The following is a 26,988-nucleotide window of genomic DNA, read 5'->3' on the forward strand; positions in this document are numbered from 1 at the left end:
TCGTCACTCGAGTGGGCCGACGCCCGCCTCACTGCCGGTCGCCGCGTTCGGCGCCGATGCTGCGACCTCCGCCCGGCTCAACTTCCCGATCCCTGCCACGTTGCATAAGGAGGGGCATGTCTCGTAGGACACGCGCCCAAGCCGGCGGTCGCGCCGGCGTTCACACGCCGCCGCGGAACCGCAAGCCGGTCGATAACACCGGTGTCATCCCACAGCTCGCGAAGGCGGCGCGGGAGGTCGAGGCCTCGGCGCAGCGCGGCAAGGTCTCGCCGTCGAATCGCACCAAGTTCCAGGTGATCGCGCTGCTGATGCGCGAGGAGCGCGCGAAGGCCAAGGAGACCAGCGAGCTCAGCGAGCACGACCGCGCAGAGGCGCTCAAGCGCCTCGACGGCCTCGCCTCGATCCTGGCCAAGACGGCTGCCCGCGACACCTCGCTCATCAGTCTGCTGGAGCCAGGGGCTCCGGTCAGCGAAGCCGCGAAGGCGCTGCGCAAGCAGATGCTCTTCGCCGGTGGCATCGAGATGGTGGTCGACGAGCAGCCCGAGCCCGAAGCCCAGGCTGAGAAGCTGCCGCCGGAGATCGCGCAACGACAGGTCCTTCCCGGCTCGGTCAAGGCGCGAACCCGATCGAACCCGTTCCTGGCGCCAGTGCTCACGAGCGTCAACTCCACGGCTCCGCACTACTCGAGACTGTCCAACTGGGAGCTCCTCGGCCCACTCCTGCGCGCGTTCGAGACGGGTGCGGGCGGCAACGCGGCATCGATGGAGCTGCCTCCGGCTCCGCGCTGGGACCGCATCTCGCCTCCCGGCCAAGAGCTCATGGATCACCAGGCGAGACTGCTCGCGAGCGTCGCCGACGGACACCGGGCCTACCTGCTCGCGGACGAGCCCGGGCTCGGCAAGACGGCGCAGGCGCTGCTCGCCGCGTCGGTCGCCGATGCCTACCCGCTGCTCTGCGTCGTCCCGAACGTCGTGAAGACGAACTGGGCGCGAGAGGTCCAGCGGTGGACCCCGAACCGTCGGGTCACGGTCATCTCCGGAGACGGTCAGGGCATCGACGCCTTCGCGGATGTCTTCGTGGTCAACTACGAGATCCTCGACCGCCACCTCGGCTGGCTCACGTCGCTCGGCTTCAAGGGCATGGTGCTCGACGAGGCGCACTTCATCAAGAACCTGCAGTCGCAGCGTTCGCGGCTCGTCATGCAGCTCGCGAACAGCATCAGGGCTCGCGTGCCCGGCGCCGACCCGCTGCTCATGGCGCTCACCGGGACGCCGCTCATCAACGACGTGGACGACTTCAAGGCGATCTGGCAGTTCCTCGGGTGGCTCGAAGGCGACCGGCCCTCGCAGCTGCTGCTCGACCGTCTCGACGAGACGGGCCTCGTGCCCAGTGATTCGGGCTTCCTGGCGGCTGCACGGCAGGCGGTCATCGATCTCGGGATCGTCCGCAGGCGCAAGATCGACGTGGCCGCGGATCTCCCGGCGAAGCGCGTCGTGGACATGCCCGTCGAGCTCGACTCGGATGAGGGCAGGAGCATTCGCGCAGCGGAGGCGGCACTCGTCTCGCGTCTGCTCGAGCGGTACCGCCGGATGGCGGCCGCTGCCGGGCTCGAGCCCGGCGCCGTCGACCTGGATCGCGTTCGCATGATCGCCCGCCAGGAGGTCGAGGAGTCGAAGGCCTCATCGACGGGAGCGAGCATCTTCACGATGCTTCGCACCATCGGTGCGGCGAAGGCCCGGCTCGCGGCCGAGTACGCCGGTCAGATCGCTCGCTCGGCGGGCAAGGTCGTGTTCTTCGCCAAGCACATCGAGGTCATGGATGCGGCGGAGCGGACGTTCGCGGAGAACGAGATCTCCTCGGTCTCCATCCGAGGCGACCAGACCCCGGCAGCCCGCCAGGCGGCGATCGATGCCTTCCAGAACGACCCGAGCGTGCAGGTCGTCGTCTGCTCGCTCCTGGCCGCAGGAGTCGGGTTGAACCTGCAGGCGGCGTCTGACGTGGTGCTCGCGGAGCTCAGCTGGACTGCCGCGGAGCAGACCCAGGCCATCGACCGCGTGCACCGCATCGGCCAGGAAGAGCCGGTCACGGCGTGGCGCATCGTCGCGGCGCAGACCATCGACGCGCGCATCGCCGAGCTCATCGACAACAAGCAGGGCCTCGCCCTGCGTGCCCTCGAGGGAATCGACGCGGGCGAGCTGTCGGCTGACAGCATCCAGGTCGATGCGCTCGCGAGTCTTCTCGAGGCGGCGATCCGGGGAGCGCGTCGGCAGTAGGCTGAGGTCAGCGCGGAAACTCAGACGACGAAGTTGGAGGACCATCAGGTCATGTCAGAAACGCAGGAATTCCGTGTCGAACGCGACTCGCTCGGCGAGATGCGGATCCCCGCAGGTGCCTACTGGGGTGTGAACACCGCCCGCGCGCTGGAGAACTTCTCGATCAGTCGACGTCAGATCAGCGTGTACCCGGACTTCATCGTCGCCTACGCGCAGGTCAAGCAGGCGGCAGCGCGCGCCAACCTCGAGATCGGCGTGCTCGACCAGGAGCGCTCGTGGCTCATCGATCGCGCGTGCCAGGACATCATCGACGGCAAGCTGCACGAGGAATTCGTGGTCGGTGTCATCCAGGGCGGTGCCGGGACGAGCACCAACATGAATGTCAACGAGGTCATCGCGAACCGCGCGCTCGAGCTCGCCGGTCGCGAATTCGGAGACTACGAGTTCCTCTCGCCGAACGACCACGTGAACCGATCGCAGTCCACGAACGACACGTACCCGAGTGCGGTCAAGGTCGCGCTCGTCCACGCCACCGAGCGCCTCATCGACGAGTTCACGCTGCTGCAGAACGCGTTCCGCGTGAAGGGCAGCGAGTTCAAGCACATCCTGAAGATCGGCCGCACGCAGCTCCAGGACGCCGTGCCGATGACGCTGGGCCAGGAGTTCAGCGGCTTCTCCACGACAATCGGCGAGGACATCCAGCGCCTCCGTGACGTGCTGCCGCTGCTGCTCGAGCTCAACCTCGGTGCGACGGCGATCGGGACCGGCATCACGGCTGAGGCGAGCTACGCGTCCGCCGTCATGCGCCAGCTCCGCAAGATCACGGGCTACAACGACCTGCAGACGGCGCACGACCTCATCGAGGCCACCAGCGACACCGGCGTGTTCATGTCGCTCTCGAGCGTCATCAAGCGCACCGCGATGAAGCTGTCGAAGATCTGCAACGACCTCCGGCTGCTGTCCTCTGGCCCACAGGCTGGCCTCGGCGAGATCAATCTGCCAGCGCGTCAGGCTGGCTCCTCGATCATGCCCGGCAAGGTCAACCCGGTCATCCCCGAGGCGGTCAATCAGGTCGCGTTCGTCATCGCGGGGGCGGATGTCACGGTCTCCATGGCATCCGAGGCCGGGCAGCTGCAGCTCAACGCCTTCGAGCCGGTCATGCTCCACACGCTCATGCAGAACTCCGCCTGGCTCCGCCGCGCCGCGCGCACCCTGCGCGTGAACTGCATCGACGGCATCACCGCCAACGAGGAGCTGCTCGCGTCGCGCGTCTCCAGCTCCGTCGGCGTGGTCACGGCGTTGACGCCCTACATCGGCTACTCGGAGGCGTCGAAGCTCGCCAAGGAGGCCCTCACCACCAAGTCGACCATCGCCGACCTCGTCGTCGAGCGCGGGCTCCTGAGCCGGGAGGAAGTCACGAGCATCCTCTCGCCCGAGCGGCTCTCCGGCATCCAGGCCGTCACGAGCGCGATTCCGATCATCACGCAGGCGCAGGCCACGGCTCTCGAGGACAGCCTCGACCGAGCCGATCTGCGTGACTTCTCCTAGCGCTGCCCGCGTCCGCCCGTAACGGGCGTCGCCGCAGCAGATCGGCCCCTCCGGTGCAGTGCACCGGAGGGGCCGATCCGTTTCCTGAGCTGTTGGTCGGGGCCCGCGTGAGCCTCAGAGATCGACGGAAGACGAGCTACTTGGGGTGCTTCTCGTCGGGCTCCGCCGTCGACTCGCCGTCGACCGCTGCGTGGCGTGGAGAGCCCGTGTCGCCGGGGGAGACCATGGCGTCTGCGTCGTCGTCCTCGAAGGTCTCGAGGACATCTTCGCGAGCCTGGCCAGCACGCACCAGCGTCTGCACCTGCGACTCGATGCTCTTCTCGACCTCTTCCTCGACGCGACGCTTGACGTCGTCGAAACCATCGTCGACGCGCTTGCGCATGTCGTCGAGCTGCTCGTCGACGCGCCGACGCATGTCCTCCAGCTGGGTATCGCTGCGGCGGCGCAGGTCTTCAGCGGACACCGTCATCCGCTCTGCGAAGGCCTTCGACTTGTCGCCGATGTCTTTCGCGACCTCTTCCGCGTGCACTCGACTCGTGCTGATCCCAGCGATGAAGCCGACAGTGGCACCGAGAAGGAATCCGAGACGCATCATGCTCCTAATCTACCGTGCGCTGAGCCCGGACGACTGGTCGTTCGCCTGACCCGCGTCCGCTTGGCTATGCTGACCGCAGCGAGCCGACGAGGCGGGGAGACCCGTGCGCGCCGCGAGGCCCGAATGTCTCTGCTTCGGGCAGCCACCCCAATGCACGGAGGACCATCGATGAGCAGTGCCACGTCAGTCGCGCCGAAGCGGCGCAGAAGGCTGACTCGGGGCAGGCTCACCTGGCTCCTTCTGCTCGGCTTCGCGGTGCTCCTCTCCGTCGGGGTCGTCGCCTGGCTCTTCAGCGAGCTGCGCTTCGCCGCGCTCACGATGGCGATACCCGCTCTCGTGCCGCTCGGGCTCGTTCTCACGGCTGTCTGGTGGCTCGACCGCTGGGAGCCCGAGCCTCGGATCCTGCTCGCCTTCGGGCTGTTCTGGGGTGCAGGGGCCTCGGTCGTCGGAACGCTCGTCACCGGCGGGATGATGCTCGACGTCGCCCGCTCCTACCTGGCAACGGAGGGCGACGTGAGCAAGTTCTCCGTGCTGATCCAGTCGCCGATCTCCGAGGAGTCCATCAAGGCCGTCGGCCTGTTCCTCATCCTGATCTTCGCGCGGCGGCACTTCGACAGCCCGCTCGATGGCTTCAGCTACGCGGCCGTCATCGGCGCTGGCTTCGCCTTCACGGAGAACATCATCTACTTCTCGCAGGCCGCAGAATCGGCCTCAGGCTTCGCATCGACATTCATCGTGCGCGGAATCCTCTCGCCGTTCGCGCACGCTCTCTTCACCGGCATCACCGGCATGGCCATCGGCTGGGGAGCCCGCAGAGGCGGCTGGCGGCGGCCGATCCTCATGGGCCTCGGCGGGCTCGTCATCGCGATCCTCGCCCACGCCTTCTGGAACGGCGGAAGCCTGCTCATCCTCCCGCTGCTCGGGGTCGACCCGAGCAACCAATTCGGCTGGCTCATCTTCTACCTCGTCGTGCAGCTGCCGATCTTCCTGCTCCTGGCCTGGTTCCTCGTCAAACTGCACGACCGCGACCGCCTCATCATCGTCGACCGTCTGGGCGAGTACGCGGATGCAGGATGGTTCACGACGTCGGAGGTCGCCATGATCGGGGACTGGAGCGCGCGAGAGCAGGCGTTCGCGTGGGCCAAGTCCGTGAGCCCGGAGGCGGACCGCGCGATGCGCGGCTTCGTCCAGGACGCGTCGAGGCTCGCCTTCGCCCGCGAACACGCCAGGGTCAACAAGCGAGACCCGAATCGGAGAGTCGTGGAGAAGCGCATGCTCGACCGCGTCAAGGAGCACCGGTCGCAGCTCGCGGCCTTCGGCGCAGCCGGCCCCAGGGTGGCCACCTCGTGACCGGACCCATGCACGCGGACGGCCGTTGGGGCGCACCAGCCGCTCAGCGCCAGATCGACCCCCAGTTCGTCATACCGCAGGCCCCCACGAAGGGCGAGCTGGCGATGCGCATCACGACGATCGTCGTCATGTGCCTGGCCGCGCTCATCATCGCCGTCGTCCTCTTCCTCGCGTATCTCGGCAGTAGCGACGTCGTGCTGCTCGGCAGCGTGCTCGCCGCACTCGTCCCGCTCTTCGTCGTGTGGATGGTCGTGTGGCTCATCGACCGGTGGGAGCCCGAGCCGCGCATCCTGCTCATCGGTGCCGTGTTCTGGGGAGGCGGCATCGCGGTCGGTGGCGCGCTCCTGACAGGCCTGGTCCGCGAGTTCCTGCTTCCGGGAGCCCTGCCCGCCTGGTGGGGGCCATCCGTCGAAGCGCCCGTCGGCGAGGAGATCTGGAAGGGGCTCGGCCTCGTCGTCATCTACGCAGTCGCGCGTCGTCACTTCAACGGACCGACGGACGGCCTCGTCTACGGAGCTCTGCTCGGCGCGGGCTTCGCGTTCACGGAGAACATCCTCTACTTCTCCTCGATGTGGCAGGAAGCCGGGGTCGGGGGCTTCGTCGCCCAGTACTTCATCCGCGGCATCGCCTTGCCGCTGCTGCACCCGATGTGCGTCTCGCTGACCGGCATCGGAATGGGCATCGGCGCACGTCGCGGTGGCTGGGGCTCGGCGCTCGGCGGCTTCGCACTCGGTCTCATCCCAGCCATGGCCCTTCACGCTCTCTGGAACGTCGGCTCGGGTCTTGTGCAGCAGTCTGCCGGGATCCTTGGCCTCATCGCATTCTTCGCGCTGGTCATGGTGCCCATCTTCATCGCCTGGATCGTGACGATCCTCCTGCTGCGAAGGAAGGATGCCCGCATCATCGTGGAGCGTCTGTCCGAGTACGCGGCTGTCGGCTGGTACTCGCAGGCTGAGATCAGGATGCTCTCCACCATGCGCGGCCGATCCAGCGCGAGGGCCTGGGCACGCCGGTCCGGGAAGCGCGCGGACAAGGCCATGCGCGCCTTCATCACCGAGTCCACGCGTCTCGCGAGCGTCCGGCACCAGGTCGTCCTCGACCCGAATCGAACAAGCAAGCTGCTCGATGAACGGCTCCTGCTCCGGCATCTCGGGGAGCTCCGAGGCGAGCTCATCCAGGCCCAGGCACAGCCGCAGACACAGCCGCACGGCGCGTCATCCGGGACTCGTCCAGGCTCCGGCGCTTGGATGTAGACCATGACAAACACTGATCGCACCAAGCCAGAAGTCGACTTCCCGGGTGGAGAGGCACCAGCAGAGCTGGTCATCGAGGACATCATCGTGGGCGACGGGGCAGTGGCGGAGGCGTCTTCGACGGTCGACGTGCACTACCTCGGCGTGGAGTTCGAGTCCGGCGAGGAGTTCGACTCCTCGTGGAACCGGGGCGAGTCGGTCAACTTCCCGCTGAAGGCGCTTGTTCGTGGCTGGCAGGAAGGCATCCCGGGCATGCAGGTCGGCGGTCGCCGCAAGCTGGTCCTCCCGCCGCACCTCGCCTACGGCGCCGCTGGTGGAGGGCACCCGCTCTCCGGCAAGACGCTGGTCTTCATCATTGACCTGCTGGGCGTGAGCTGACCGCTCCCGATCTGCTATGCTCTTTCGGTTGCCGTGAAACGGCCGCGGATGAAGAGAGCTCGCACATTGTGTGCCGAGCGCCGCGCAACGAAAGAGAAGGGGGTCTGTCAATGGCACTAAGCGCTGAGGGCAAGAAGGCCATCATCGAAGAGTACGCAACGCACCCGGGTGACACTGGTTCCCCTGAAGTTCAGGTTGCCATCCTCACCACGCGAATCAAGGAGCTCACCGAGCACCTCAAGGAGCACAAGCACGACCACCACTCGCGTCGTGGTCTCCTCCTGCTTGTGGGTCAGCGTCGTCGTCTGCTCGGCTACCTCGCCGACGTCGACATCTCGCGCTACCGTTCGCTCATCGAGCGACTCGGCCTTCGCCGCTAAGCACTTTCTGCGAAGAGCCCCTGCCATCGGCAGGGGCTCTTTTCGCGTTCGGCGGTGCATGGTCAGCGCCCTGCGGTGAGGCGTCGCGGCCTCGGCGCTAGGCTGTGCGACATGGCAGCACCTCGAACTCCAGCAAAGACGCACGCCGATGCCAAGAGCCAGGCGAAGGCCTCAGAATCGGGCAATGACGCCCTCCTCGAGGCCAACGCATCGGACTCGACCTCGACGAGTCGCGCTCGGAAGCAGAGGGCCAGCGTTCAGGCCGAGTACCGGCTCAACCGTGCGGGCATCCCGGACATGACCCCAGAGGTCGATGAGCTCGCCGAGCTGCGTGACGAGGATCCTCTGGGCGAGGCCTGGCGCCACGGCTACCCCTACGACGCCAAGCTGCCGCGCAAGGAGTACGAGAAGCAGAAGCGCGCGCTGCAGATCGAGCTCCTGAAGCTCCAGACCTGGATCAAGGAGACGGGGCAGAAGGTCGTCATCATCTTCGAGGGCCGGGACGCGGCAGGCAAGGGCGGTGCGATCAAGCGCTTCATGGAGCACTTGAACCCCCGCGGTGCGCGTACGGTCGCGCTCGAGAAGCCGACGGAGAAGGAGCAGACGCAGTGGTACTTCCAGCGGTACGTCGAGCATCTGCCTTCTGGGGGCGAGATGGTCCTCCTCGATCGCTCTTGGTACAACCGCGCGGGCGTCGAGCGCGTCATGGGGTACTGCACCCCGACCGAGTACCTCGAGTTCACACGTTCCGCTCCTGAGTTCGAGCGGATGCTCGTCAACTCCGGCACGACGATCATCAAGTTCTGGTTCTCGGTGGGCCGGGCGGAGCAGCTTGCGCGCTTCGCTGCTCGTCGCGACGACCCGGTGCGCCAGTGGAAGCTGAGCCCAACCGACCTCGCATCCCTCGACAAGTGGGACGAGTACAGCGAAGCCAAGGAGGCGATGTTCTTCTACACGGACACCGCCGAATCGCCGTGGACGGTCGTCAAGTCGAACGACAAGAAGCGGGCGAGGCTCGAGGCCATGCGCTACGTCCTCTCCCAGTTCGACTACCCCTCGAAGGACGAGAGCATCGCCCACACTGCCGACAAGAAGATCGTCGGGTCGCCCAGCAAGCTCTATGACGAGGGGGAGAAGCCGACCGGCGAGTTCCCTCTCCTGAAGGAGCTCCCTCGCGCGTCTCGCAAGAAGTAGCGGCGCCCGTGCGGCAATCGCCGTGCGGGTTCCAGCTGCTCGTCGCCCTCCGCTGGTAGAGTCAGCAGCGCAATCACTCAAGATACGCGGGGCGGCGAGTAGCTGGTCCTCGGTGGTGGGTTCCTGTCGCGGCGCTAGAGGCGCTCATGCGACAGTGGTCTTCTACTGACGATCAGCCCGGGAAGACCCGGTCGCGCTTGCCCTTCGCGTGCAAACACGCATAAGGAGGAGACCTCTTGGAAGGTCCCGAAATCAAGTTCTCTGAAGTCGTTCTCGACAACGGCAAGCACGGCCAGCGCAAGATCCGCTTCGAAGCAGGGCGTCTCGCCCAGCAGGCGCAGGGCTCTGCCGTCGCCTACCTCGACGACGAGACGATGCTGCTGTCGGCAACGAGCATCTCGAAGAACCCGAAGGAGAACTTCGACTTCTTCCCGCTCACGATCGACGTCGAAGAGCGCAGCTACGCCGCCGGCAAGATCCCCGGATCGTTCTTCCGTCGTGAAGGCCGTCCGTCGACGGAGGCCATCCTGGTCTGCCGCCTCATCGACCGGCCGCTGCGCCCCTCGTTCGTCAAGGGTCTCCGCAACGAGGTCCAGGTCGTCGTGACGGTGCTCTCGATCGCTCCTGGCGAGTTCTACGACGCTCTCGCGATCAACGCCGCTTCGCTGTCCTCACAGCTCAGCGGTGTGCCGTTCTCCGGCCCCATCGCCGGTGTCCGCCTCGCGCTCATCGACGGCCAGTGGGTCGCGTTCCCCAAGTTCGAGCAGCTCGCCGACGCCGTCTTCGACCTGACGGTCGCTGGCCGCCTCGTCACGAAGGCCGACGGCACCGAAGACATCGCCATCATGATGGTCGAGGCTGAAGCCACCGAGCACGCGTGGGGCCTCATCCAGGCTGGCGCGCAGAAGCCCGACGAGGCTGTCGTCGCACAGGGCCTCGAGGCTTCCAAGCCGTTCCTCACGCAGCTCGTGAAGGCACAGCAGGAGCTCGCCGACCAGGCCGCGAAGCCCGTCGTCGAGTACCCGGTCTTCCTGCCCTACACGGAGGAAGCCCTCGACGCGGTCACCGCCATCGCGCACGACGGACTCGTCGACGTCTACCAGATCGCTGGCAAGATCGAGCGCCAGGACGCCGACGACGCGCTGAAGGCCAGCGTCAAGGAGCAGATCGCCGCCAAGATCGAAAGCGGAGAGCTCGACGCCTCCGTCGCCGGTCAGGTGTCGGCCGCCTACAAGACCGTCACGAAGGACGTCGTCCGCGGACGCATCCTCCGTGAGGGCAAGCGCATGGACGGTCGCGGCGTGGCCGACATCCGTCAGCTCGATGCAGAGGTCGACGTCGTGCCACGCGTGCACGGATCGGCGATCTTCCAGCGCGGCGAGACGCAGATCCTCGGCGTCACCACGCTGAACATGCTCAAGCTCGAGCAGCAGATCGACTCGCTCTCGCCGATCACGTCGAAGCGCTACCTGCACCACTACAACTTCCCGCCGTACTCGACGGGTGAGACCGGACGCGTCGGTTCGCCGAAGCGTCGCGAGATCGGGCACGGCTTCCTCGCCGAGCGCGCCATCGTTCCGGTGCTCCCGAGCCGCGAGGAGTTCCCCTACGCGATCCGTCAGGTCTCGGAAGCGCTCAGCTCCAACGGGTCCACGTCGATGGGCTCGGTCTGCGCCTCCACTCTGTCGCTGCTCAACGCCGGTGTGCCGCTGCGCGCACCCGTCGCGGGCATCGCCATGGGTCTCGTGTCCGACGAGGTCGACGGCGAGACGCGCTACGCGGCGCTCACCGACATCCTCGGCGCAGAAGACGCGCTCGGAGACATGGACTTCAAGGTCGCCGGTACCGCGGAGTTCGTCACGGCCATCCAGCTCGACACGAAGCTCGACGGAATTCCGACGTCGGTCCTCGACGGCGCCCTGACGCAGGCTCGCGATGCTCGCATCCAGATCCTCGACAAGGCCATCAACGCCGTCATCGACACGCCGGATGAGCTCGCTGCTACGGCACCGCGCATCATCTCGGTCCGCGTTCCGATCGACAAGATCGGCGAGGTGATCGGGCCAAAGGGCAAGGTCATCAACCAGATCCAGGACGACACCGGAGCCGACATCTCGATCGAGGATGACGGCACCGTATACATTGGCGCTGTCGATGGTCCGTCCGCTGAGGCCGCTCGTGCAGCGGTCAACGCCATCGCGAACCCGACGAACCCTGAGGTCGGCGAGCAGTACCTGGGAACGGTCGTCAAGATCGCCTCCTTCGGTGCCTTCGTCTCCCTGCTCCCGGGCAAGGACGGCCTGCTGCACATCTCTGAGGTGCGCAAGCTCGCCGGTGGCAAGCGCGTCGAGAACGTCGAAGACGTGCTCGGTGTCGGCCAGAAGATCCTCGTCGAGATCACGAAGGTCGACGACCGCGGCAAGCTGTCGCTCGCACCTGTGCTCGAAGAAGCAGCTGCTGAAGAGGGCGTCGCTCTCGAGGCGGGCGCTGAGTAGCTCAGCTCGCCTCTGCTCTGAAGGGCCCCGCGCATCCGTGCGCGGGGCCCTTCGGCGTCTCGTGAGGTCTCGAGCCGCTGGGAGTTGTCTCGCGGCTGCCGCCGGGACGGCCAACACGCTCTAGGCTTGACTGGTTATGCGCGATGCCATTGAACTGCCACTTGACCTTCCCGAGATCGAAGCACGAGTGTCGAACGGCGGTTACTTCCGCCGTTCGGTGCTGCCGAGCGGGGTGCGCCTCCTGACCGAGGAAGTCGTCGGCGCGGCGAGCACCAGCATCGGCCTGTGGGTGCCGGTCGGCTCCCGCGACGAGCGCCCGCACGAGTACGGTTCCACGCACTTCCTGGAGCATCTGCTCTTCAAGGGGACACCGACACGGTCCGCCTTCGAGGTGTCAGCGGCCTTCGAGCGCGTCGGTGGAGAGGTGAACGCGCAGACCGCGAAGGAGCACACGCTGTACCACGCGAAGGTCCGCGATGCCGACCTCCCGATGGCCGTCGAGGTCCTGAGTGACATGATCACCTCGAGCGTGATCGACGCCGCCGAGTTCGAGATCGAGCGCGGCGTCATCATCGAGGAGCTCGCGATGGCGGACGACGACCCGAACGACGTGGTCTGGGAGCGGTTCTACGAGACACTGCTCGGCGCACATCCGCTCGCGAGGCCCATCGGCGGCACACCGGCCTCGATCAGGGCCGCTGACCGCGATGCCGTGTGGAGCTCGTACCGCCAGCACTACCGCCCGGAGGAGCTCGTCGTGACCATCGCGGGGGCCGTCAACCATGACGTCGTCCGTGAGCAGCTCGAGCGCAACCTCCGAGCCGGGGGATGGGACCTCGACGCACGCGCCGTCCCCGTCTCCAGAAGGGCCACGACACTGGAGCCAGGATCCGCAGTGCCTACAGGACCGCTCTCGGCCATCGAGCGCCCGCTGGAGCAGCTGGCACTGGTCATCGGCGGACAGGGAATCACGCAGCTGGACCCGCGCAGGGAGGCGTTCGGCCTCATGCATCGGATCTTCGGTGGTGGCATGTCGTCCCGACTCTTCCAGGAGATCCGCGAGAAGCGCGGTCTCGCCTACTCCGTGTACTCGTTCGGTGGCAGCCACTCCGACGTGGGGGTGACGGGCATGTACGCGGGATGCGCTCCCGACAACGTGCTGGAGACGGTCAGGGTGCTGCGCCAGGAGGCGGAGAAGCTCGTCCAGGACGGGGTCACCGCGACGGAGCTGGCCGACGCGAAGAGCGCGAGTGCCGGCGGCTCGGCTCTTGCGATCGAGGACGCGGACACACGCATGTCTCGCCTCGGGCGCGCGGAGATCCACACAGGTCGCTTCTACGACCTCGAGGCAGCGCTGTCGCGGGTCGAAGCCGTGTCGCTCGACGAGGTGCAGTCAGTCGCCGCCGACATGTTCAGTGGGGAGCTCGTCGCGTCTGCGGTCGGTAAGCTCTCCTCGGAAGCAAGGACCGAACTGGAGCGCCGCTGATGTCGCACTACCTCTACCTCGTCAGGCATGGCGAGCAGGAGAATGCCGAGCACGGAATCACCGACGGCCCGCTGTCGGAGCGGGGTCGGGCTCAGGCTCATCTGATCGGGCGCAGGCTCGCGAGCGTCCCGCTCAGCGAGTCCTACACGTCACCGCTGGATCGCGCTGTCGAGACGAGTGCGGTGATCGACCAGTACACGAGCGGTCCTGCCGCGCTCGAGTCCACGCTGCTCTTCGACTGCATCCCCACGGGGCAGGACGGCGCGCCGTCGACGTACGACAGCTTCTTCGGTGGCATCGCTGACGAGGTCGTCGACGCCGGCATGGCACAGATGAACGACGCGTACGACACGTTCTTCAGCAAGAGCCGCGACGACCGCCACACCCTGCTCGTGACCCACAACTTCGTGATCGGCGAATTCGTGCGTCGGGTCCTCGACGCCCCCGACTGGCGCTGGCTCGGGCTCAACTCCGTGAACACCGGCCTCACGGTGATCCGGGTGCGGACCAGGAAGCCGGCTGAGCTGCTGCTCTTCAACGACCTGTCGCACCTGACGCCGGAACTCCGAACGGGAGTCAGTACCTCGATCGCCGTCTGAGGTTGACGGGCCCGCCGCCGGCAGCCCCCTGCGTCGTCTGCTCGGCCTGGCGATGGCCGTACGCTTGTGGACATGGAAACAAAGGTCGCCGTTCTGGGCGCTTCCGGCCGCATGGGAACACTGATCGCACGGATCCTCGAGACGACCGAGGGGCTCCGCCTCCATTCGGGGCTGACGAGTGCCTCTTCGCTCGATGAGATGCTCGGCGCCGATGTCCTCGTCGACGTCTCGCGGCTCGAGGCGTCGGAGACGGCTGTCCCCTTCGCTCTGGAGCATGGCATCGACGTCGTCGTCGGGACGAGCGGTTGGGATGAGCAGCGGATCGCTCGCATCTCTGACCTCGTGCCTCCGGAACGTGCCGTCGTCTTCGTCCCGAACTTCTCCCTGGGCTCGGTGCTCGGCACCGCGCTTGCGAGCGTCGCAGGGCGCTTCTTCGAATCGATCGAGATCGTCGAAGCGCACCACGACAAGAAGGTGGATTCGCCGTCAGGGACCGCCGTGCGGACCGCGGAGCGCATCGCGGCCTCGAGGGAACGGCCGCTTGCCGCTCCGAACAGCGAGCAGGACGCTCGGGGACTGCTCGTCTCGGGCGTGCCCGTCCACAGTCTGCGGCTGCGCGGAGTCGTGGCAGATCAGCAGGTGATCTTCGGGGGAGAGGGTGAGGTGCTGACGATTCGCCACGAGACGATCTCGCAGGAGGCCTATGTGCAGGGCATCAGGCTCGCCATCACGCATGCCGTCGAGACGCGGGGCACGACAGTCGGGCTCGACGGCGTGCTCGGCCTCGCGGGACTGTCGGGTCGCTCGTGAAGAGCAATCTCGCCACGAAGCTCGGCGTCGCCGCCGTGACCCTGCTCCTCCTGCTCTACATCGTCTTCGTCTCGGGCATGGCGGTCTCCCTGTTCGCGGGCGATATCGTCGCCAAGGTGATGGGTGCCGCACTCATCGTGTTCCCGGTCCTCGCGGTTGTCTTCGTCGCCCGCGAGCTGCTCTTCGGGCTGCAGACGGAACGACTGCTCGGACGCATGGCCGACGCCGGAGAGCTGCCCGAGGACGACCTGCCCAAGCGACCGAGCGGACGCGTCGTCCGCGAAGCGGCCGACGAGGACTTCCCGAGGTGGAAATCTGAGGTCGAGGCCGCCCCGGAAGACTGGAGGACGTGGATGCGCCTCGGTCTGGCGTACTCGGCCTCGGGGGACCGAAAGCGAGCCCGGGCTTCTCTGCGCGAGGGCATCCGCCTCGAGAAGGCCGCTCGCGCCGGGGCGTGAGCGACCCGACTCGACGGGTCAGACCCCGGCGCCGGGCTCTGGCTCGAACTCCGGCGACTTGAGAGCCAGCTCGACCGCCTGACCTGCGGTGCGGTCCTTGAAGGTGAAGCCCGCGTCGAGCAGGCGCTTCGGACGGATCTGCTGGTCGGCGAGGAACAGCTCACGGCCCGCCTTCTGGAGGGTGAGGTCGATGAGCGTCGACGGCGCCTTGAGCTTGTAAGGTCGCCCGAGCTCGTCGGCAAGCTGCTGTTGGATCTCGTCGGCGGTCGCGGGCGCGGGCCCGACCAGGTTGTATGGCCCCTGCGCGTCGTCGGACTCGAGCAGGAAGCGGAGCGCGCGCACTTCGTCGCGCAGGCTCACCCACGGCCAGTGCTGTGTGCCGTCGCCCAGCTGCGAGAGCAACCCGACGCTTGCCAGGGTCTTCAGGACGGTCAGGACTCCGCCGCGCCCCAGGACGAGACCGGTGCGCGCGAGGACGACCCTGGAGCCTTCCGGGGCCGTCTGCGCGGCCCGCTCCCAGCGGTCGACGACACGAGGAAGGAACTCGTCGGTCTCGGGCAGCGCCGAGTCCTCGTCGAGCACCTGCCCTGGACGGTCGCCGTACGCGCCCGACGCCGAACCGTTGATGAGCAGCGCCGGGGGTGTGGACGAGGCCGCCATCGCACCGGTGATCGTGAGCGTCGCGTTGACGCGAGAGCGAAGGATCTCCTTCTTCACGTTGTAGGTCCACGGCAGCTTGCTGAGCGGAGACCCGGAGAGGTTCACAACCGCATCCACGCCGTCGAGGACCCGCGCGTCCAGGGTTCTCTGGGCGGGGTTCCACCGGAACTCGCTGGCGTCCTTCGGGTCGCGCCTGACGAGCCGCGTGACGCGGTGGCCGTGCGCGTGCAGTTCCTCGATGAGACGGTGGCCGATCATTCCGGATGCGCCGGAGATGAGAACGTGCTTTGGGGAGGTCGCCTGAGTGCTCATGACCTCGAAGGTAGTCGTGTCAGTTGGGCGCGAGCGCAACGCGAGGCCGTGCTCGGCTGATCGCGCGCCTGATTGCGCCTAGGCTGTGCGGGTGCATCACGAGAACCTCGCCCCGAGCCGGGCCCAGCCGAACGGCCATCTTGGTGCCTAGCGCCCTGCCGCTCGGTGAGCCGGTGCCGCCGAGCGGAGAGCTCCCCGCGCAGGCCCTGGTCGGCGCCGAGTCGCGAGACTTCGGCGTCTACATCCACGTGCCCTTCTGCCGCGTGCGGTGCGGCTACTGCGACTTCAACACCTACACGGCGGAGGAGCTGGGTGGGGTCTCGCGCTCCAGCTATGCCGGCGAGGTCGAGAAGGAGATGGTCATCGCCGAGCGGGTGCTGAGCGGTGCCCCTCGCGAGGTATCCACCGTCTTCTTCGGGGGCGGAACACCGACCCTCCTGCCCGTCAGCGACCTTGCAGGGATGCTCGAGGGAGTGCGCAGTCGCTGGGGCCTCGCTTCCGACGCGGAGGTCACCGTCGAGGCGAACCCCGACTCGGTTGGCGAGCGTGAGCTCGCCGAGCTACGGGCTGCGGGAGTGACCCGAGTCAGCTTCGGGATGCAGTCCGCGGTCCCGCACGTCCTCAGCGTTCTCGAGCGCACTCACGATCCGGCGCGCATCCCGATCGTGGTCGCCGCGGCGAAGCGAGTCGGGCTCGAGCCGAGCCTCGACCTGATCTACGGCACTCCCGGCGAGTCCATCGACGACTGGCGCCGATCGCTCGACATGGCGCTGGCGCAGGAGCCGCTGCATGTGAGCGCGTATGCGCTCATCATCGAGGAGGGCACGAAGCTGGCCAGGCAGATCCGCCGCGGGGAGGTGCCCGCCGTTGACGACGACCTGCAGGCCGACATGTACGAGCTCGCAGAGGAGCGACTGTCAGCGGCCGGGTTCGAGTGGTACGAGGTCAGCAACTGGTCGCTCGACGGCAAGCACGCTTCTCGCCACAACCTCTCCTACTGGCGAGACGCGGACTGGTGGGGCTTCGGCCCCGGCGCGCACAGCCACGTGGGCGGCGTGCGCTGGTGGAACGCCAAGCATCCGAGCGCCTACGCATCGAGGCTGGCCGAGGGCATCACGCCGGCCATGGGGCGAGAAGTGCTTGACGAGGAGACGAAGCGCTTCGAGCGGATCATGCTCGGCTCACGTCTGCGGGAGGGCCTCGCGATCTCCGAGCTGGATGACTCCAGTGTCGTCGCCGAGCTCATCGCCGAGTCGCTCGTCGACGGGAGGGCCGCGTTGAAGGGCCGGCTCGTCCCGACGCTCCGCGGGCGGCTCATGGCAGACGCGATCGTCCGCCGAATCGCCGCCTGAGCCGGCTCAGCTCACGAACCGGAAGGTGACCGGGTACCGGTAGGGGAGTCCCTTGTTCGCCTGGACCGCGCCGAGAATGGCGTAGACGACGACGGCAACCCAGAGCAGCGGGTAGAGGAGCGGAACGATCAGCGCCAGCGGACCGCCGATCAGCGACAGCAGCGAGATGACGCCGATGCCGACGTACACGATCGCAGCTGTGATGCCGAAGTTGAGCGCCTCGCGGCCCTCGCTGTCGGCAAGAGGTCCCCTCCGCCGTGTGACAAGCCAGAGAATGAGCGGCCCGACAGCCGGGGCGACGATGTTGAGCAGGTGATCGAAGGTCCCGACGAGGCGGTCGCCGTCTCGTGTCAGCGGCGGTTCTGTCTCATTCTGCGGGCCAGACTGCTGGTACTGCACGCCCTGTGGGTGCCCGTAGGGAGCCTGCTGTCCGTACGGGACCTGCTGACCGTTGGGAGCCTGCTGCCCGTACGGTGGCTGCTGCCCGTAGGGTCCCGGCTGGTCGTACGGCGGCTGTTGAGGCAGATCCTGGTGTCCTGGCGGCGGGGTCGGTGCGTTCTGATCTGACACGGGGTTCCTCTCGTCGGTTTCGCTCACGCTACTGCGCGCGCCCTGCGAGGGCCTGGCATCCTGCTGGTGGCACGAGCGGAAAGCGGTAGGATTGGCAGTCTCAGGTTCAGAGTGCCAGTCCGGCTCGCAGCAGCTCGTCGAGGGAGGAGCATCGTGGTTTCAGACAGAAGCATGCAGGTGCTCCGCGTCATCGTCACCGACTACGTCACGAGTCGTGAGCCGGTGGGCTCCAAGTCGATCGCAGACCGTCATGATTTCGGCGTCTCCGCGGCGACCATCCGCAACGACATGGCGCAGCTCGAAGACGCCGAGCTCATCGTGGCCCCGCACACGTCCTCCGGGCGCATCCCGACTGACAAGGGCTACCGACTGTTCGTCGACCGGCTCGCCGAGTTCAGGCCGCTCTCCGGAGCGCAGCGTCGGGCGATCGAGACCTTCATCGAGGGCAGCGAAGACGTCGACGAGGTGCTCGGACGTTCGGTGCGACTGCTGGCGCAGCTCACCAACTCCGTCGCGATCGCGCAGTACCCCTCGCTCGCGAACGCCGCCATCCAGCATGTCGAGTTCGTCCTGCTGTCGAGCATGCGCGTCCTCACCGTCCTCATCACCGACTCGGGCCGCGTCGAGCAGCGCATTGGACATCTGCGCGCCGAAGTGAGCGTCGAGCAGCTGCACGTGCTCCGCGATCGGCTGGCCGGCCGCCTCGTCGGGAAGACGGTCGCGCGCGCTTCAGCGGAGCTCAGGGATGTCAGCGGCATCATGGGGGAGCGAGACGCGGAGCTCTTCGCTCCCGTCGTCGCCAACCTGCTTGAGCTCGTCCTGGCGCACCGTCAGGAGCGCCTCGTCATGGCGGGCACCGCGAACCTCGCTCGGACCGAACGCGACTTCCCGTCGAGCATCCTGCCCGTCCTCGAGGCCATCGAGGAGCAGGTGGTCCTCCTGCGGCTGCTCGACGAGCTCCACTCCAGCCCCGAGGCCTACTCGGTCAGCATCGGCCAGGAGAATGTCGACCTGGGCCTCGGCGAGACGGCTATCTTGACGAGCGGCTACCGCAGCTCTGGCAGCGACGCGCGTCTCGGCGTCGTCGGGCCGACGAGAATGGACTACCCGAGGAATATCCAGGCCGTTCGAGTGGTTGCGAGTTACCTGTCACGGGTGCTCGACGAGCAGCACTCGGACGACTGACCGACACCGCCAGATCACTCGGCGGATGCACCCGGCGCCTGACAACGCAGGCGTGACACACACAGATGCAAAGAAGGAGTCGCCACTCTTGGCAGACCACTACGACGTGCTCGGCGTGAGCCGTGAGGCGTCCCAGGACGAGATCAAGAAGGCCTACCGCAAGCTGGCACGCCAGCTGCACCCGGACGTCAACCCGTCCGAAGATGCCGCGGAGCGCTTCAAGTCCGTCACGCACGCCTATGACACGCTCATCGACCCCGAGCGGCGCCGGCAGTACGACCAGGGCGGCCCAGATGGGCAGTCCTTCGGTGGCTTCGGCGACATCTTCGAGACCTTCTTCGGCCAGCAGGGCTCCCGCGGGCCTCGCTCGCGTGCGGAACGCGGCCAGGACGCCCTCGTGCGCGTCGAACTCGACCTCGACGAGGTCATGTTCGGCACGCACCGGGACCTCGAGGTCACGACGGCGATCGCCTGCGAGAACTGCCAGGGCACCTGCTGTGCGCCCGGCACCTCGCCCACGACGTGCTCGGCATGCGGTGGGGCCGGGTCCGTGCAGCGACAGGTGCGCTCGATCCTCGGCATGGTCGTCACGAACCAGCCGTGCGCGCAGTGCCGCGGCTACGGCACGGTCATCGAGCACCCGTGCGACACGTGCCACGGCCAGGGGCGTGTTCGATCGAACGTGAGCATCCCGGTCGACATCCCGTCCGGAGTGGACTCCGGGCTGCGCATCCACCTTCCCGGTCGGGGCGAGGCCGGGCCCGCCGGGGGAGCGAACGGTGACCTCTACCTCGAGATCCGCGTGCGCCCGCACGAGGTCTTCTCGCGAGACGGCGATGACCTCCAGTGCGTCGTGGAGGTATCGATGGCCGACGCCATCCTGGGCACCTCGACCACGGTCGGTGCGCTCGACGGCGACGTCGACCTGCAGATCCCCGCGGGCGTGCAGTCGGGCGAGGTGCTGACCGTTCGAGGTCGGGGCATCACGCGGCTCCGCTCGACGCATCGCGGCGATCTCGACATCGCCGTACAGGTCGTGACTCCGGCGAAGCTCGACGGCAAGTCACGCAAGCTGATCGAGGAGTTCGCTGCCCGTCATCGCCACGAGGCCCCTCGCCTCGCGCGGGAGAAGCAGGGGATGTTCTCGAAGCTTCGCGACCGATTCGGTCGCTGACGTGGCGTGGCTCTACCTCGTCGAGGATCTCGACGAGGCGCTGCGCGTCGGTGACGTCGTCGAGGTGCGCGGCGCGGAGGCCAAGCACATGGCGGTCGCGCGGATGCGCGTGGGCGAACGTGTGCACCTCGGCGACGGGCGCGGCCTCATCGTCGACGGCGAGCTCGCTCTGACTGAGCGCGACCGCGCACTCGTCACAGTCGTCGCCGCGAGACGAGTGGCGCAGTCGGCTCCGCGCGTCACGGTTGTCCAGGCGCTGGCGAAGGGCGGCCGAGACGACCTCGCCGTGCAGGTCGCGACGGAGCTCGGAGCGGCGGCGTTCGTGCCGTGGCAGGCGAAGCGCAGCGTGAGCCGCTGGGACCAGAAGGCCGAGAAGGGCCGCGAGCGGTGGTCATCCATCGCCAGGGAAGCCAGCAAGCAGAGCCTCGCCGCGTGGGTCCCGGATGTGGCTCCGCTGCACTCGACGGGTGAGGTCGCATCGCTCGCCGGTCACGCGCCGATGCTGGTCCTCGACCCGCTCGGCGACACCTCGCTGCGCCAGGCCCTCATCGAGCAGGTCCCGGCAGGCGCTTCCGGACTGACGCTCGTCGTCGGGCCAGAGGGCGGCATCGACCAGAGTGAATTCGAGGCCTTCGAGGCGGCCGGTGCCAGGCGCGTGCACCTCGGCGCGGGGGTTCTCCGAACCTCGAGCGCGGCTCCCGCCGCGATCGCGGCGATCCTGGCGCTGAGCGGTACGTGGGACTCTCGGTCCCGCGCGAGTGCCGAGTCGTAGGCTGGTCTCATGTCGAGTTCAGAGCCGTCCATCTTCACGCGCATTATCAACCGCGAGATCCCAGCCGACATCGTGTTCGAGTCCGAGCGGGTCATCGCCTTCAAGGACATCAGCCCGAAGGCGCCCGTGCATCTCCTCGTGGTGCCCAAGACCCAGGAGTACGCGAACGTCGCCCAGCTCGCGGCTGGCGACCCGGAGCTGCTCGCCGAGGTCATCGCGGTGGCCCAGGGACTCGCCGATCAGCACACCGACAGCGAATTCCGGCTCATCTTCAACTCGGGGGCGGCAGCAGGCCAGACCGTCTTCCACGTTCACGCACACGTCCTCGGTGGAGGACTCTCGGAAGGATCCCTTGCCTAGTCAAGACAGTTCACCGTCCCACGGTCCCGGGGAGCCCGGTACCTGGACAGATTTCGTCGAGCAGACCACCACGGTCGAAGGCGTCGCCATGGTCCGGCTCCTCGGGCCCGGCGACCGGCTGCTCAAATCCGTGGAGCGCGAGCACCCTCGCGTGCGCGTGCTCGCGCGCGGCAACGAGATCACCTTCAGCGGCGAGCGAGACGACGTCGTCGCGGCCGAGGCGCTCCTGCGCGAGATCACTGCGATGGCGCGCAGCGGCGTCGACCTCGAGCCAGCCCAGGTCGAGCGCTCCCAGCGGCTCATCGACCGTGGCGAGGAGACGCCCACGGACGTGCTCGGCCAGGCAATCGTGCAGTCGCGTGGCAAGGTCATCCGTCCGAAGACGCTCGGCCAGAAGCAGTACGTGGACGCGATCGACGACAACACGATCGTCTTCGGCATCGGCCCCGCCGGAACGGGCAAGACCTACCTCGCGATGGCGAAGGCCGTGCAGGCACTGCAGCGCAAGGAGGTCACGCGGATCATCCTGACTCGCCCGGCCGTCGAAGCTGGCGAGCGCCTCGGCTACCTACCAGGGACCCTCAACGACAAGATCGACCCCTACCTGCGGCCCCTCTTCGACGCGCTCAACGAGATGCTCGACCCGGAGGTCGTGGTCAAGCTCATGGCGAGCGGGACGATCGAGGTGGCGCCGCTCGCCTACATGCGCGGGCGCACGCTCAACGACGCCTTCGTGGTGCTCGACGAGGCGCAGAACACGACGCCGGAGCAGATGAAGATGTTCCTGACGAGGCTCGGGTTCGGATCGAAGATGGTCGTCACCGGGGACATCACGCAGCTCGACCTGCCGATGGGGGCTTCTGGTCTGAAGCTCGTGACCCACGTGCTCGGCGGCATCGACGAGGTGCACTTCTCGCACCTCACGAGCGACGACGTCGTCAGGCACACCCTCGTGGCCCGCATCGTCGACGCCTATACCGAGTACGACCAGAAGAAGCAGGCGGACGATCACCGACGCCAGGACAGGAACGCAAGCCGATGAGCATCGAGGTCAACAACGAGGCCAGCTACGAGGTCGACGAAGGGGCCCTGCAGCGCGTCGCCGCGTACGCGCTCGACCAGCTGCACGTGCACGCCGAGTCGGAGCTCGCGATCGTGCTCGTCGAGGTAGGCCCAATGGAGGAGCTGCACGTCCAGTGGATGGGCGAGCCCGGCCCCACCGATGTGCTCAGCTTCCCGATGGACGAGCTTCGGCCCGGCAACGTCGATCGGCAGACGCCTCCTGGACTGCTCGGAGACATCGTGCTCTGCCCGCAGGTCGCGACCGATCAGGCGAAGGCCGCCGGGCACAGCATGATGGACGAGCTCCTGCTGCTCACGACCCACGGAGTCCTGCACCTGCTGGGCTTCGACCATGCAGAGCCCGAGGAGGAGAAGCAGATGTTCGGCCTCCAGCGCGATCTCCTCGTCGGCTTCCACCTTCAGGAGAGGAAGCGCGCCAGATGACCGCGGCTCTGCTCGTCGCCGCCATCGTCCTGATGGTAGCGATGAGCGGGTTGCTCGCCGCGACGGAAGCGGTCATCGCGCGTCTCTCCAAGCCAGAGCTCGAGCACCTCGCCGCGGGGAGCCGCGCGAAGCGCTCGATCGAGGCGATCGCCGCCGACCCCGGTGCCCACAGCAACGCGTTGACGTTTGCACGCGTGCTCTTCGAGAGCATGTCGGCCGTCCTTGTGACGCTCATCCTGACCGATCTGTTCGACGTCAGGTGGCAGGCGTTCCTCGTCTCAGTAGCCATCATGATCCTGGTCTCGTTCATCATCGCCGGCACGAGTCCGCGAAGCGTGGCGCGCGCGCACCCCCAGCAGGTGATGGCGTTCGCGGCACCCATCGCGCGCGGAGTTCGGCTCGTCATCGGGCCGGTCGCAGATCTGCTCGTGGTGCTCGGCGATCGAGTCACCCCTGGCCGTCCGCAGCGCCTCGGCTCCGTCTCGAGCGAGGAGGAACTCCTCAGCATGGTCGACGAGGCAGCCGACCTCAAGGTGCTCGAGCACGGCGATCGGGAGCTCATCCACTCCGTCTTCGAGTTCTCGGACCGGCTCGTGCGGGAAGTCATGGTCGCTCGAACGGACATGGTCACGGTCGACGGCGACGCGGGGTTGCGAGAAGCGCTCGAGCAGTTCCTCGAGACCGGCATCTCTCGTGCTCCGGTCATCGGCCGGGACAGCGACGACATCCTCGGGATCCTCTACCTCAAGGACCTGGTGCGGCATTCGCTGCAGGACGAGGCGGAGTCGAGCCCTGCAGTCGAGCTCGCCCGGCCCGCCGACTTCGTTCCGGAGTCGCTGCGCGCCGATCTGCTGCTTCGCCGCATGCAGGCGTCCGCGACCCACCTTGCGATGGTCGTCGACGAATACGGCGGCATAGCGGGCCTCGTGACCCTCGAAGATCTCATCGAGGAGCTCGTCGGAGAGATCAGCGACGAGTACGATCGACCGAATGACGAGCCGCGGAAGCTGCTCGACGGGCGATACCGGGTGTCGTCTCGCCTCGCGACAGGGGAGCTCGGCGATCTCTTCGATATCGAGCTCGAGTTCGACGACGTCGACTCCGTGGGCGGGCTGCTCGCGAAGTCGCTGTCCAAGATCCCCGAACGCGGGGACAGGGCCGTCGTCGACGGCATCGAGCTCGTCGCCGAGCGAGTCGGACCCCGCAAGCGCATTCTCACCGTCCTGGCGCGTCGCCTGGAACCACTTCAAGAGTCAGGAATCGAAGCATGACGAACTACCGAGCAGGATTCGTGACCTTCGTCGGTCGCCCGAACGTGGGCAAGTCCACTCTGACGAACGCGCTGGTCGGCGAGAAGATCGCCATCATCTCCGACAAGCCGCAGACCACTCGCCGTGCGGTGCGAGGCATCGTCCACCGCGAAGACGGACAGATCATCATCGTCGACACCCCCGGCATGCACCGTCCGCGCACGCTCCTGGGGGAGCGACTCAACGACGTCGTGCACGCGACGGTCGCGGAAGTGGATGTCATCGGGTTCTGCGTGCCGGCCAACGAGCCCGTCGGTCCAGGCGATCGCTTCATCAACGAGCAGCTGGATGAGGCCCCCAAGGCTCGCAAGATCGCCATCGTGACGAAGGCGGAGACCGTGAGCCGGGACGTCCTGGCCTCACGCCTCGTCGATGTCCAGGGTCTTCGCGAATGGGATGACATCATCCCCGTCTCGGCAGCTGAGGACATCCAGCTCGACACGCTCACTGGAATCATCCTCGGGCTGCTCCCGGACTCCGAGCCCTTGTACCCGAGCGATATGAAGACCGAGGAGTCGTTCGAGCAGCGTGCGGCGGAACTCGTGCGCGAGGCGGCGCTCGAGGGTGTGCACGACGAGCTCCCGCACTCGATCGCGGTCACGGTCGAGGAGATCGTGACGCGGGACGACGGCGTCACGCGCGAGCTGTACGTCAACATCGTCGTCGAGCGCGACAGCCAGAAGGGCATCATCATCGGGCGGGGCGGCGAGCGGCTGAAGCGCATCCGCGAGCAGGCGCAGCGTGAGATCTCGCAGATCACCGAGGGGCGTGTCATCGTCTCCATCCGCGTGAAGGTGGCGAAGGAGTGGCAGCGTGACCCGAAGCAGCTCGGACGCCTCGGCTTCTGAGCCGCGGTCCGTCGATGCTCTCGCGGCTGGTGGACAGCCACGGGAGTCCTTCTTCTCGGCAGTTGGCGGGCTGTGGAAGGCGCACACCTACCGCCTGACGTGGCTGCAGTGGGTGACCGACATCATCCTCGGCCTCCTCTTCGCGCTCACGTTCGGATTGCCCCTCGACTACGACGGGGGAGACGGCACGACGCTGACCTGGCTGCTCCTGCCGTCCTGGGTGCTCTTCACGGTCGCCATGATCATCCGGCGCTATGCGCCATGGCCGAGCTTCCTGATCGTCGTGCTCGCGGCACTGCTGAAGTCGGTCTTCGCGTTCGGTCCGCATCCGCAGGATGTCGCGATCTACCTCAGCATCTACGCCGCGGTCGCCTACGGGAGCCGTGCTCTTGTCATCAGCTCCGCCGTCTACGGCGTCGTGGCGCCGACGATCATCGTGGCGCTCATCCCGCACTGGAACCCGACCAGCTTCAGCTGGGAGTCCATCGCCACGAATGTCGAGGGCAGCCGCGACGCGTTCCTCTTCGCCGCAGCGTTGATCTGGCTGCTCTTCGTGGGGGCTGGAGTCGTGGCCTGGCTGGCCGGGCTCCTCCGCCGCGCGCATCTGCGAGCCCAGGAGGTCAAGAACCGGGCGGCGATCGTGGAACTCGAGCGCATTCGAGCGCAGGAGCAGCTGGCCGCTGAACAGGAGCGAACGCAGATCGCCAGAGACATGCACGACGTGGTCGCGCACTCCCTTGCCGTGGTCGTCGCCCAGGCCGACGGAGCCCGGTACGCGATGAAGAGCAACCCCGATTCGGCGGAGGCCGCGCTCGGGACGATCTCGTCGACGGCCAGGAGCGCGCTCGTCGACGTCCGTGGCCTTCTCGGGCAGCTCAGGCACAGCCAGGAGGCCGGTCCGGAACCGGGCCTCGAAGAACTGCCCGCACTGTATTCCAGGATGCGCGCGGCCGGCCTCGACCTGCAGCTGGAGACGAGAGGCGAGCCTCGGTCCCTCACGACGCAGGCGCAGGGCGCCGTGTTCCGCTTGGTGCAGGAGTCGTTGACCAACGTGCTCAAGCACGGTGATGCCACGCGGCCCGTCGTTGTGAGATTGAGCTGGGGGCAGGTCTTCGAGGCGACGATCCTCAACTCCGTCGCGGTGCCTCCGCACCCGCGAGGCGAGGGCGGGCACGGGCTCGTCGGCATGGCGGAGCGCGTCGGCATCGCAGGCGGTAACGTGCAGGCTGAACGGCTTGGTGCGCAGTTTCGCGTGCACGCGTGGCTGCCCATCGCTTCGCCGCAGGGGGCCGCTGGGGCCGAGCTCGACAGCGACGACACTCGCTCCACGACCGAGAGGCACACATTTTGACCAGTTCCCAGATCACCGTCGCGCTCGTCGACGATCAGCCTCTCTTCCGCAGCGGAATCCGGATGCTCATCGACAGCCAGGAGGACATGCGCTTCATCGGGGAGGCCAGCGACGGAGTCGCGGCGGTCTCGCTGGCCAAGGCGCTCAAGCCCGACGTGATGCTCATGGATGTGCGCATGCCGGGGCAGGACGGCCTCGAATCGACGAAGCAGATCGTCGCGAGCGGGTCGTCAACGCGCATCCTGGTGCTCACGACCTTCGATCTCGACGAGGCAGTCGCGAAGGCGGTTGGGGCGGGGGCGAGCGGGTTCCTGTTGAAGGACGCAGATCCGGAGTTCCTGCTCGCGGCGGTCCGGACCGTGGCGACAGGTGCCGAGGTCTTCGCCGCTCAGGCCACAGCCGACCTGATCAGGCGCTATTCGGCCGCAGTCCCGGCCTCGCGGGCCGTGCCGCAGCAGTTCACGACGCTCACCGAACGCGAGCGAGAGATGTTCGCGCTCGCCTCTCGCGGCCTCTCGAACGGGGAGATCGCCCGTCAGGAGTTCCTGAGCGAGGCCACCGTGAAGACGCACATCTCGCGGGTGCTCGCGAAGCTCGGGCTCCGCGACCGCGTGCAGCTGGTCGTCTTCGCCTACGAGCACGGTCTCAACTGACCGCGCGGGTGAACGCAGCGCCTCGGTGCTACGCTTGGCCAATGCTGTTCGGCACCCTCCTTCTTCGTTGCCGCGGCGAGGCTTCGCTCTAAGCCCCCTCGCCGCGGAGTCTGCTG

The 26,988-nt window shown here is 67.3% G+C and carries 26 protein-coding genes; 23 read left to right on the forward strand and 3 right to left on the reverse strand.

All coding sequences use genetic code 11. The annotated features are described in order from the left end of the window. Positions 1-116 precede the first annotated feature (116 nt). Both ITJ67_RS04765 and ITJ67_RS04770 read left to right on the forward strand, forming a co-directional pair. Positions 117-2,273, forward strand: a complete 2,157-nt coding sequence (locus ITJ67_RS04765; protein WP_194676930.1) for a DEAD/DEAH box helicase — start codon at positions 117-119, stop codon at positions 2,271-2,273. Between the two features lie 51 nt (positions 2,274-2,324). Further along, positions 2,325-3,821: an aspartate ammonia-lyase gene (locus tag ITJ67_RS04770; protein WP_104241465.1), complete on the forward strand. Its 1,497-nt coding sequence runs from the start codon at positions 2,325-2,327 to the stop codon at positions 3,819-3,821. Between the two features lie 136 nt (positions 3,822-3,957). Here ITJ67_RS04770 and ITJ67_RS04775 read toward each other — a convergent pair whose 3' ends face one another. Then, positions 3,958-4,416 carry a hypothetical protein gene (locus ITJ67_RS04775; RefSeq protein ID WP_194676931.1) on the reverse strand — a complete coding sequence of 153 codons (459 nt, stop codon included), beginning with the start codon at positions 4,414-4,416 and terminating at the stop codon, positions 3,958-3,960. Between the two features lie 168 nt (positions 4,417-4,584). On the opposite strand from ITJ67_RS04775, the gene ITJ67_RS04780 reads away from it, so the two are divergent. The 10 genes from ITJ67_RS04780 (at position 4,585) to ITJ67_RS04825 (ending at position 14,819) form a co-directional block, all read left to right on the forward strand. Continuing rightward, a complete protein-coding gene (locus ITJ67_RS04780; protein ID WP_160072139.1) occupies positions 4,585-5,766 on the forward strand; it encodes a PrsW family intramembrane metalloprotease in 1,182 nt (393 codons plus the stop codon). Beyond that, positions 5,763-7,019, forward strand: coding sequence for a PrsW family intramembrane metalloprotease (locus ITJ67_RS04785; RefSeq protein ID WP_160072137.1), 1,257 nt, complete (start codon positions 5,763-5,765; stop codon positions 7,017-7,019). Before ITJ67_RS04780 ends, ITJ67_RS04785 begins: the two co-directional genes overlap by 4 nt. Positions 7,020-7,022: 3 nt before the next feature. Continuing rightward, positions 7,023-7,397, forward strand: a complete 375-nt coding sequence (locus ITJ67_RS04790; protein WP_160072135.1) for an FKBP-type peptidyl-prolyl cis-trans isomerase — start codon at positions 7,023-7,025, stop codon at positions 7,395-7,397. Positions 7,398-7,507: 110 nt separating this feature from the next. Beyond that, positions 7,508-7,777 carry a 30S ribosomal protein S15 gene (gene rpsO, locus ITJ67_RS04795; RefSeq protein ID WP_104241461.1) on the forward strand — a complete coding sequence of 90 codons (270 nt, stop codon included), beginning with the start codon at positions 7,508-7,510 and terminating at the stop codon, positions 7,775-7,777. Positions 7,778-7,888: 111 nt separating this feature from the next. Then, complete coding sequence (gene ppk2, locus ITJ67_RS04800) at positions 7,889-8,971, forward strand: polyphosphate kinase 2 (protein WP_194676932.1); 1,083 nt, start codon at positions 7,889-7,891, stop codon at positions 8,969-8,971. 236 nt (positions 8,972-9,207) lie between these two features. Beyond that, positions 9,208-11,466, forward strand: a complete 2,259-nt coding sequence (locus ITJ67_RS04805; RefSeq protein WP_194676933.1) for a polyribonucleotide nucleotidyltransferase — start codon at positions 9,208-9,210, stop codon at positions 11,464-11,466. Positions 11,467-11,602: 136 nt separating this feature from the next. Continuing rightward, entirely contained in the window at positions 11,603-12,952 is a 1,350-nt protein-coding gene (locus tag ITJ67_RS04810; protein ID WP_160072131.1) for a M16 family metallopeptidase, read from the forward strand. Next, positions 12,952-13,551, forward strand: a complete 600-nt coding sequence (locus ITJ67_RS04815) for a histidine phosphatase family protein (RefSeq protein WP_194676934.1) — start codon at positions 12,952-12,954, stop codon at positions 13,549-13,551. The genes ITJ67_RS04810 and ITJ67_RS04815 overlap by 1 nt, the downstream gene beginning before the upstream one ends. 72 nt (positions 13,552-13,623) lie before the next feature. Beyond that, positions 13,624-14,361, forward strand: coding sequence for a 4-hydroxy-tetrahydrodipicolinate reductase (gene dapB, locus ITJ67_RS04820; RefSeq protein WP_160072127.1), 738 nt, complete (start codon positions 13,624-13,626; stop codon positions 14,359-14,361). Then, positions 14,358-14,819 (forward strand): hypothetical protein, encoded by a 462-nt coding sequence (locus ITJ67_RS04825; RefSeq protein WP_236558442.1) that lies wholly within the window; start codon positions 14,358-14,360, stop codon positions 14,817-14,819. The genes dapB and ITJ67_RS04825 overlap by 4 nt, the downstream gene beginning before the upstream one ends. Positions 14,820-14,837: 18 nt before the next feature. Here the strand turns inward: ITJ67_RS04825 and ITJ67_RS04830 are convergent, their stop codons facing one another. Then, on the reverse strand, positions 14,838-15,791 hold the full coding sequence (locus tag ITJ67_RS04830) for a TIGR01777 family oxidoreductase (protein ID WP_194676935.1): 954 nt from the start codon (positions 15,789-15,791) through the stop codon (positions 14,838-14,840). A 143-nt stretch (positions 15,792-15,934) separates the two neighbouring features. Here ITJ67_RS04830 and hemW point away from each other — a divergent pair, with 143 nt between their 5' ends. Next, the gene (gene hemW / locus ITJ67_RS04835) at positions 15,935-17,143 is read left to right on the forward strand and encodes a radical SAM family heme chaperone HemW (RefSeq protein ID WP_194676936.1); all 1,209 of its coding nucleotides are present in this window, start codon (positions 15,935-15,937) and stop codon (positions 17,141-17,143) included. 6 nt (positions 17,144-17,149) lie between these two features. Here hemW and ITJ67_RS20195 read toward each other — a convergent pair whose 3' ends face one another. Further along, positions 17,150-17,713 (reverse strand): DUF4870 domain-containing protein, encoded by a 564-nt coding sequence (locus ITJ67_RS20195; protein ID WP_194676937.1) that lies wholly within the window; start codon positions 17,711-17,713, stop codon positions 17,150-17,152. A 153-nt stretch (positions 17,714-17,866) separates the two neighbouring features. Between ITJ67_RS20195 and hrcA the strand changes: the two genes are divergently transcribed. The 10 genes from hrcA to ITJ67_RS04890 all read left to right on the forward strand — a co-directional run bounded on the left by hrcA (position 17,867) and on the right by ITJ67_RS04890 (position 26,872). Beyond that, on the forward strand, positions 17,867-18,898 hold the full coding sequence (hrcA, locus tag ITJ67_RS04845) for a heat-inducible transcriptional repressor HrcA (RefSeq protein ID WP_160072119.1): 1,032 nt from the start codon (positions 17,867-17,869) through the stop codon (positions 18,896-18,898). Between the two features lie 88 nt (positions 18,899-18,986). Then, a complete protein-coding gene (gene dnaJ / locus ITJ67_RS04850) occupies positions 18,987-20,072 on the forward strand; it encodes a molecular chaperone DnaJ (protein WP_160072117.1) in 1,086 nt (361 codons plus the stop codon). A gap of 1 nt (position 20,073) precedes the next feature. Beyond that, complete coding sequence (locus tag ITJ67_RS04855) at positions 20,074-20,844, forward strand: 16S rRNA (uracil(1498)-N(3))-methyltransferase (protein WP_194676939.1); 771 nt, start codon at positions 20,074-20,076, stop codon at positions 20,842-20,844. 9 nt (positions 20,845-20,853) lie between these two features. Then, positions 20,854-21,204, forward strand: a complete 351-nt coding sequence (locus ITJ67_RS04860) for a histidine triad nucleotide-binding protein (RefSeq protein WP_104330847.1) — start codon at positions 20,854-20,856, stop codon at positions 21,202-21,204. 88 nt (positions 21,205-21,292) lie between these two features. Further along, entirely contained in the window at positions 21,293-22,246 is a 954-nt protein-coding gene (locus ITJ67_RS04865) for a PhoH family protein (protein ID WP_160072111.1), read from the forward strand. After that, positions 22,243-22,710 carry an rRNA maturation RNase YbeY gene (gene ybeY / locus ITJ67_RS04870; RefSeq protein WP_104241448.1) on the forward strand — a complete coding sequence of 156 codons (468 nt, stop codon included), beginning with the start codon at positions 22,243-22,245 and terminating at the stop codon, positions 22,708-22,710. The genes ITJ67_RS04865 and ybeY overlap by 4 nt, the downstream gene beginning before the upstream one ends. Continuing rightward, the gene (locus ITJ67_RS04875) at positions 22,707-23,981 is read left to right on the forward strand and encodes a hemolysin family protein (RefSeq protein ID WP_194676940.1); all 1,275 of its coding nucleotides are present in this window, start codon (positions 22,707-22,709) and stop codon (positions 23,979-23,981) included. The genes ybeY and ITJ67_RS04875 overlap by 4 nt, the downstream gene beginning before the upstream one ends. Then, positions 23,978-24,868: a GTPase Era gene (era, locus tag ITJ67_RS04880; protein WP_160072109.1), complete on the forward strand. Its 891-nt coding sequence runs from the start codon at positions 23,978-23,980 to the stop codon at positions 24,866-24,868. The genes ITJ67_RS04875 and era overlap by 4 nt, the downstream gene beginning before the upstream one ends. Then, positions 24,834-26,219, forward strand: coding sequence for a sensor histidine kinase (locus ITJ67_RS04885; protein ID WP_160072107.1), 1,386 nt, complete (start codon positions 24,834-24,836; stop codon positions 26,217-26,219). The genes era and ITJ67_RS04885 overlap by 35 nt, the downstream gene beginning before the upstream one ends. Beyond that, the gene (locus ITJ67_RS04890) at positions 26,216-26,872 is read left to right on the forward strand and encodes a response regulator (protein ID WP_104241444.1); all 657 of its coding nucleotides are present in this window, start codon (positions 26,216-26,218) and stop codon (positions 26,870-26,872) included. The genes ITJ67_RS04885 and ITJ67_RS04890 overlap by 4 nt, the downstream gene beginning before the upstream one ends. Positions 26,873-26,988 lie beyond the last annotated feature (116 nt).

The organism is Pseudoclavibacter sp. VKM Ac-2867 (genome assembly GCF_015351275.1).
Lineage (GTDB): Bacteria > Actinomycetota > Actinomycetes > Actinomycetales > Microbacteriaceae > Pseudoclavibacter.

Bases quoted from the DNA above. Each gene is read 5' to 3' on its own strand.
- ITJ67_RS04765 (WP_194676930.1), top strand. From the start codon at position 117: ATGTCTCGTAGGACACGCGCCCAAGCCGGCGGTCGCGCCGGCGTTCAC.
- ITJ67_RS04770 (WP_104241465.1), top strand. From the start codon at position 2,325: ATGTCAGAAACGCAGGAATTCCGTGTCGAACGCGACTCGCTCGGCGAG.
- ITJ67_RS04775 (WP_194676931.1), bottom strand. From the start codon at position 4,416: ATGATGCGTCTCGGATTCCTTCTCGGTGCCACTGTCGGCTTCATCGCT.
- ITJ67_RS04780 (WP_160072139.1), top strand. From the start codon at position 4,585: ATGAGCAGTGCCACGTCAGTCGCGCCGAAGCGGCGCAGAAGGCTGACT.
- ITJ67_RS04790 (WP_160072135.1), top strand. From the start codon at position 7,023: ATGACAAACACTGATCGCACCAAGCCAGAAGTCGACTTCCCGGGTGGA.
- rpsO (WP_104241461.1), top strand. From the start codon at position 7,508: ATGGCACTAAGCGCTGAGGGCAAGAAGGCCATCATCGAAGAGTACGCA.
- ppk2 (WP_194676932.1), top strand. From the start codon at position 7,889: ATGGCAGCACCTCGAACTCCAGCAAAGACGCACGCCGATGCCAAGAGC.
- ITJ67_RS04810 (WP_160072131.1), top strand. From the start codon at position 11,603: ATGCGCGATGCCATTGAACTGCCACTTGACCTTCCCGAGATCGAAGCA.
- ITJ67_RS04815 (WP_194676934.1), top strand. From the start codon at position 12,952: ATGTCGCACTACCTCTACCTCGTCAGGCATGGCGAGCAGGAGAATGCC.
- dapB (WP_160072127.1), top strand. From the start codon at position 13,624: ATGGAAACAAAGGTCGCCGTTCTGGGCGCTTCCGGCCGCATGGGAACA.
- ITJ67_RS04830 (WP_194676935.1), bottom strand. From the start codon at position 15,791: ATGAGCACTCAGGCGACCTCCCCAAAGCACGTTCTCATCTCCGGCGCA.
- ITJ67_RS04860 (WP_104330847.1), top strand. From the start codon at position 20,854: ATGTCGAGTTCAGAGCCGTCCATCTTCACGCGCATTATCAACCGCGAG.
- ITJ67_RS04865 (WP_160072111.1), top strand. From the start codon at position 21,293: ATGGTCCGGCTCCTCGGGCCCGGCGACCGGCTGCTCAAATCCGTGGAG.
- ybeY (WP_104241448.1), top strand. From the start codon at position 22,243: ATGAGCATCGAGGTCAACAACGAGGCCAGCTACGAGGTCGACGAAGGG.
- ITJ67_RS04875 (WP_194676940.1), top strand. From the start codon at position 22,707: ATGACCGCGGCTCTGCTCGTCGCCGCCATCGTCCTGATGGTAGCGATG.
- era (WP_160072109.1), top strand. From the start codon at position 23,978: ATGACGAACTACCGAGCAGGATTCGTGACCTTCGTCGGTCGCCCGAAC.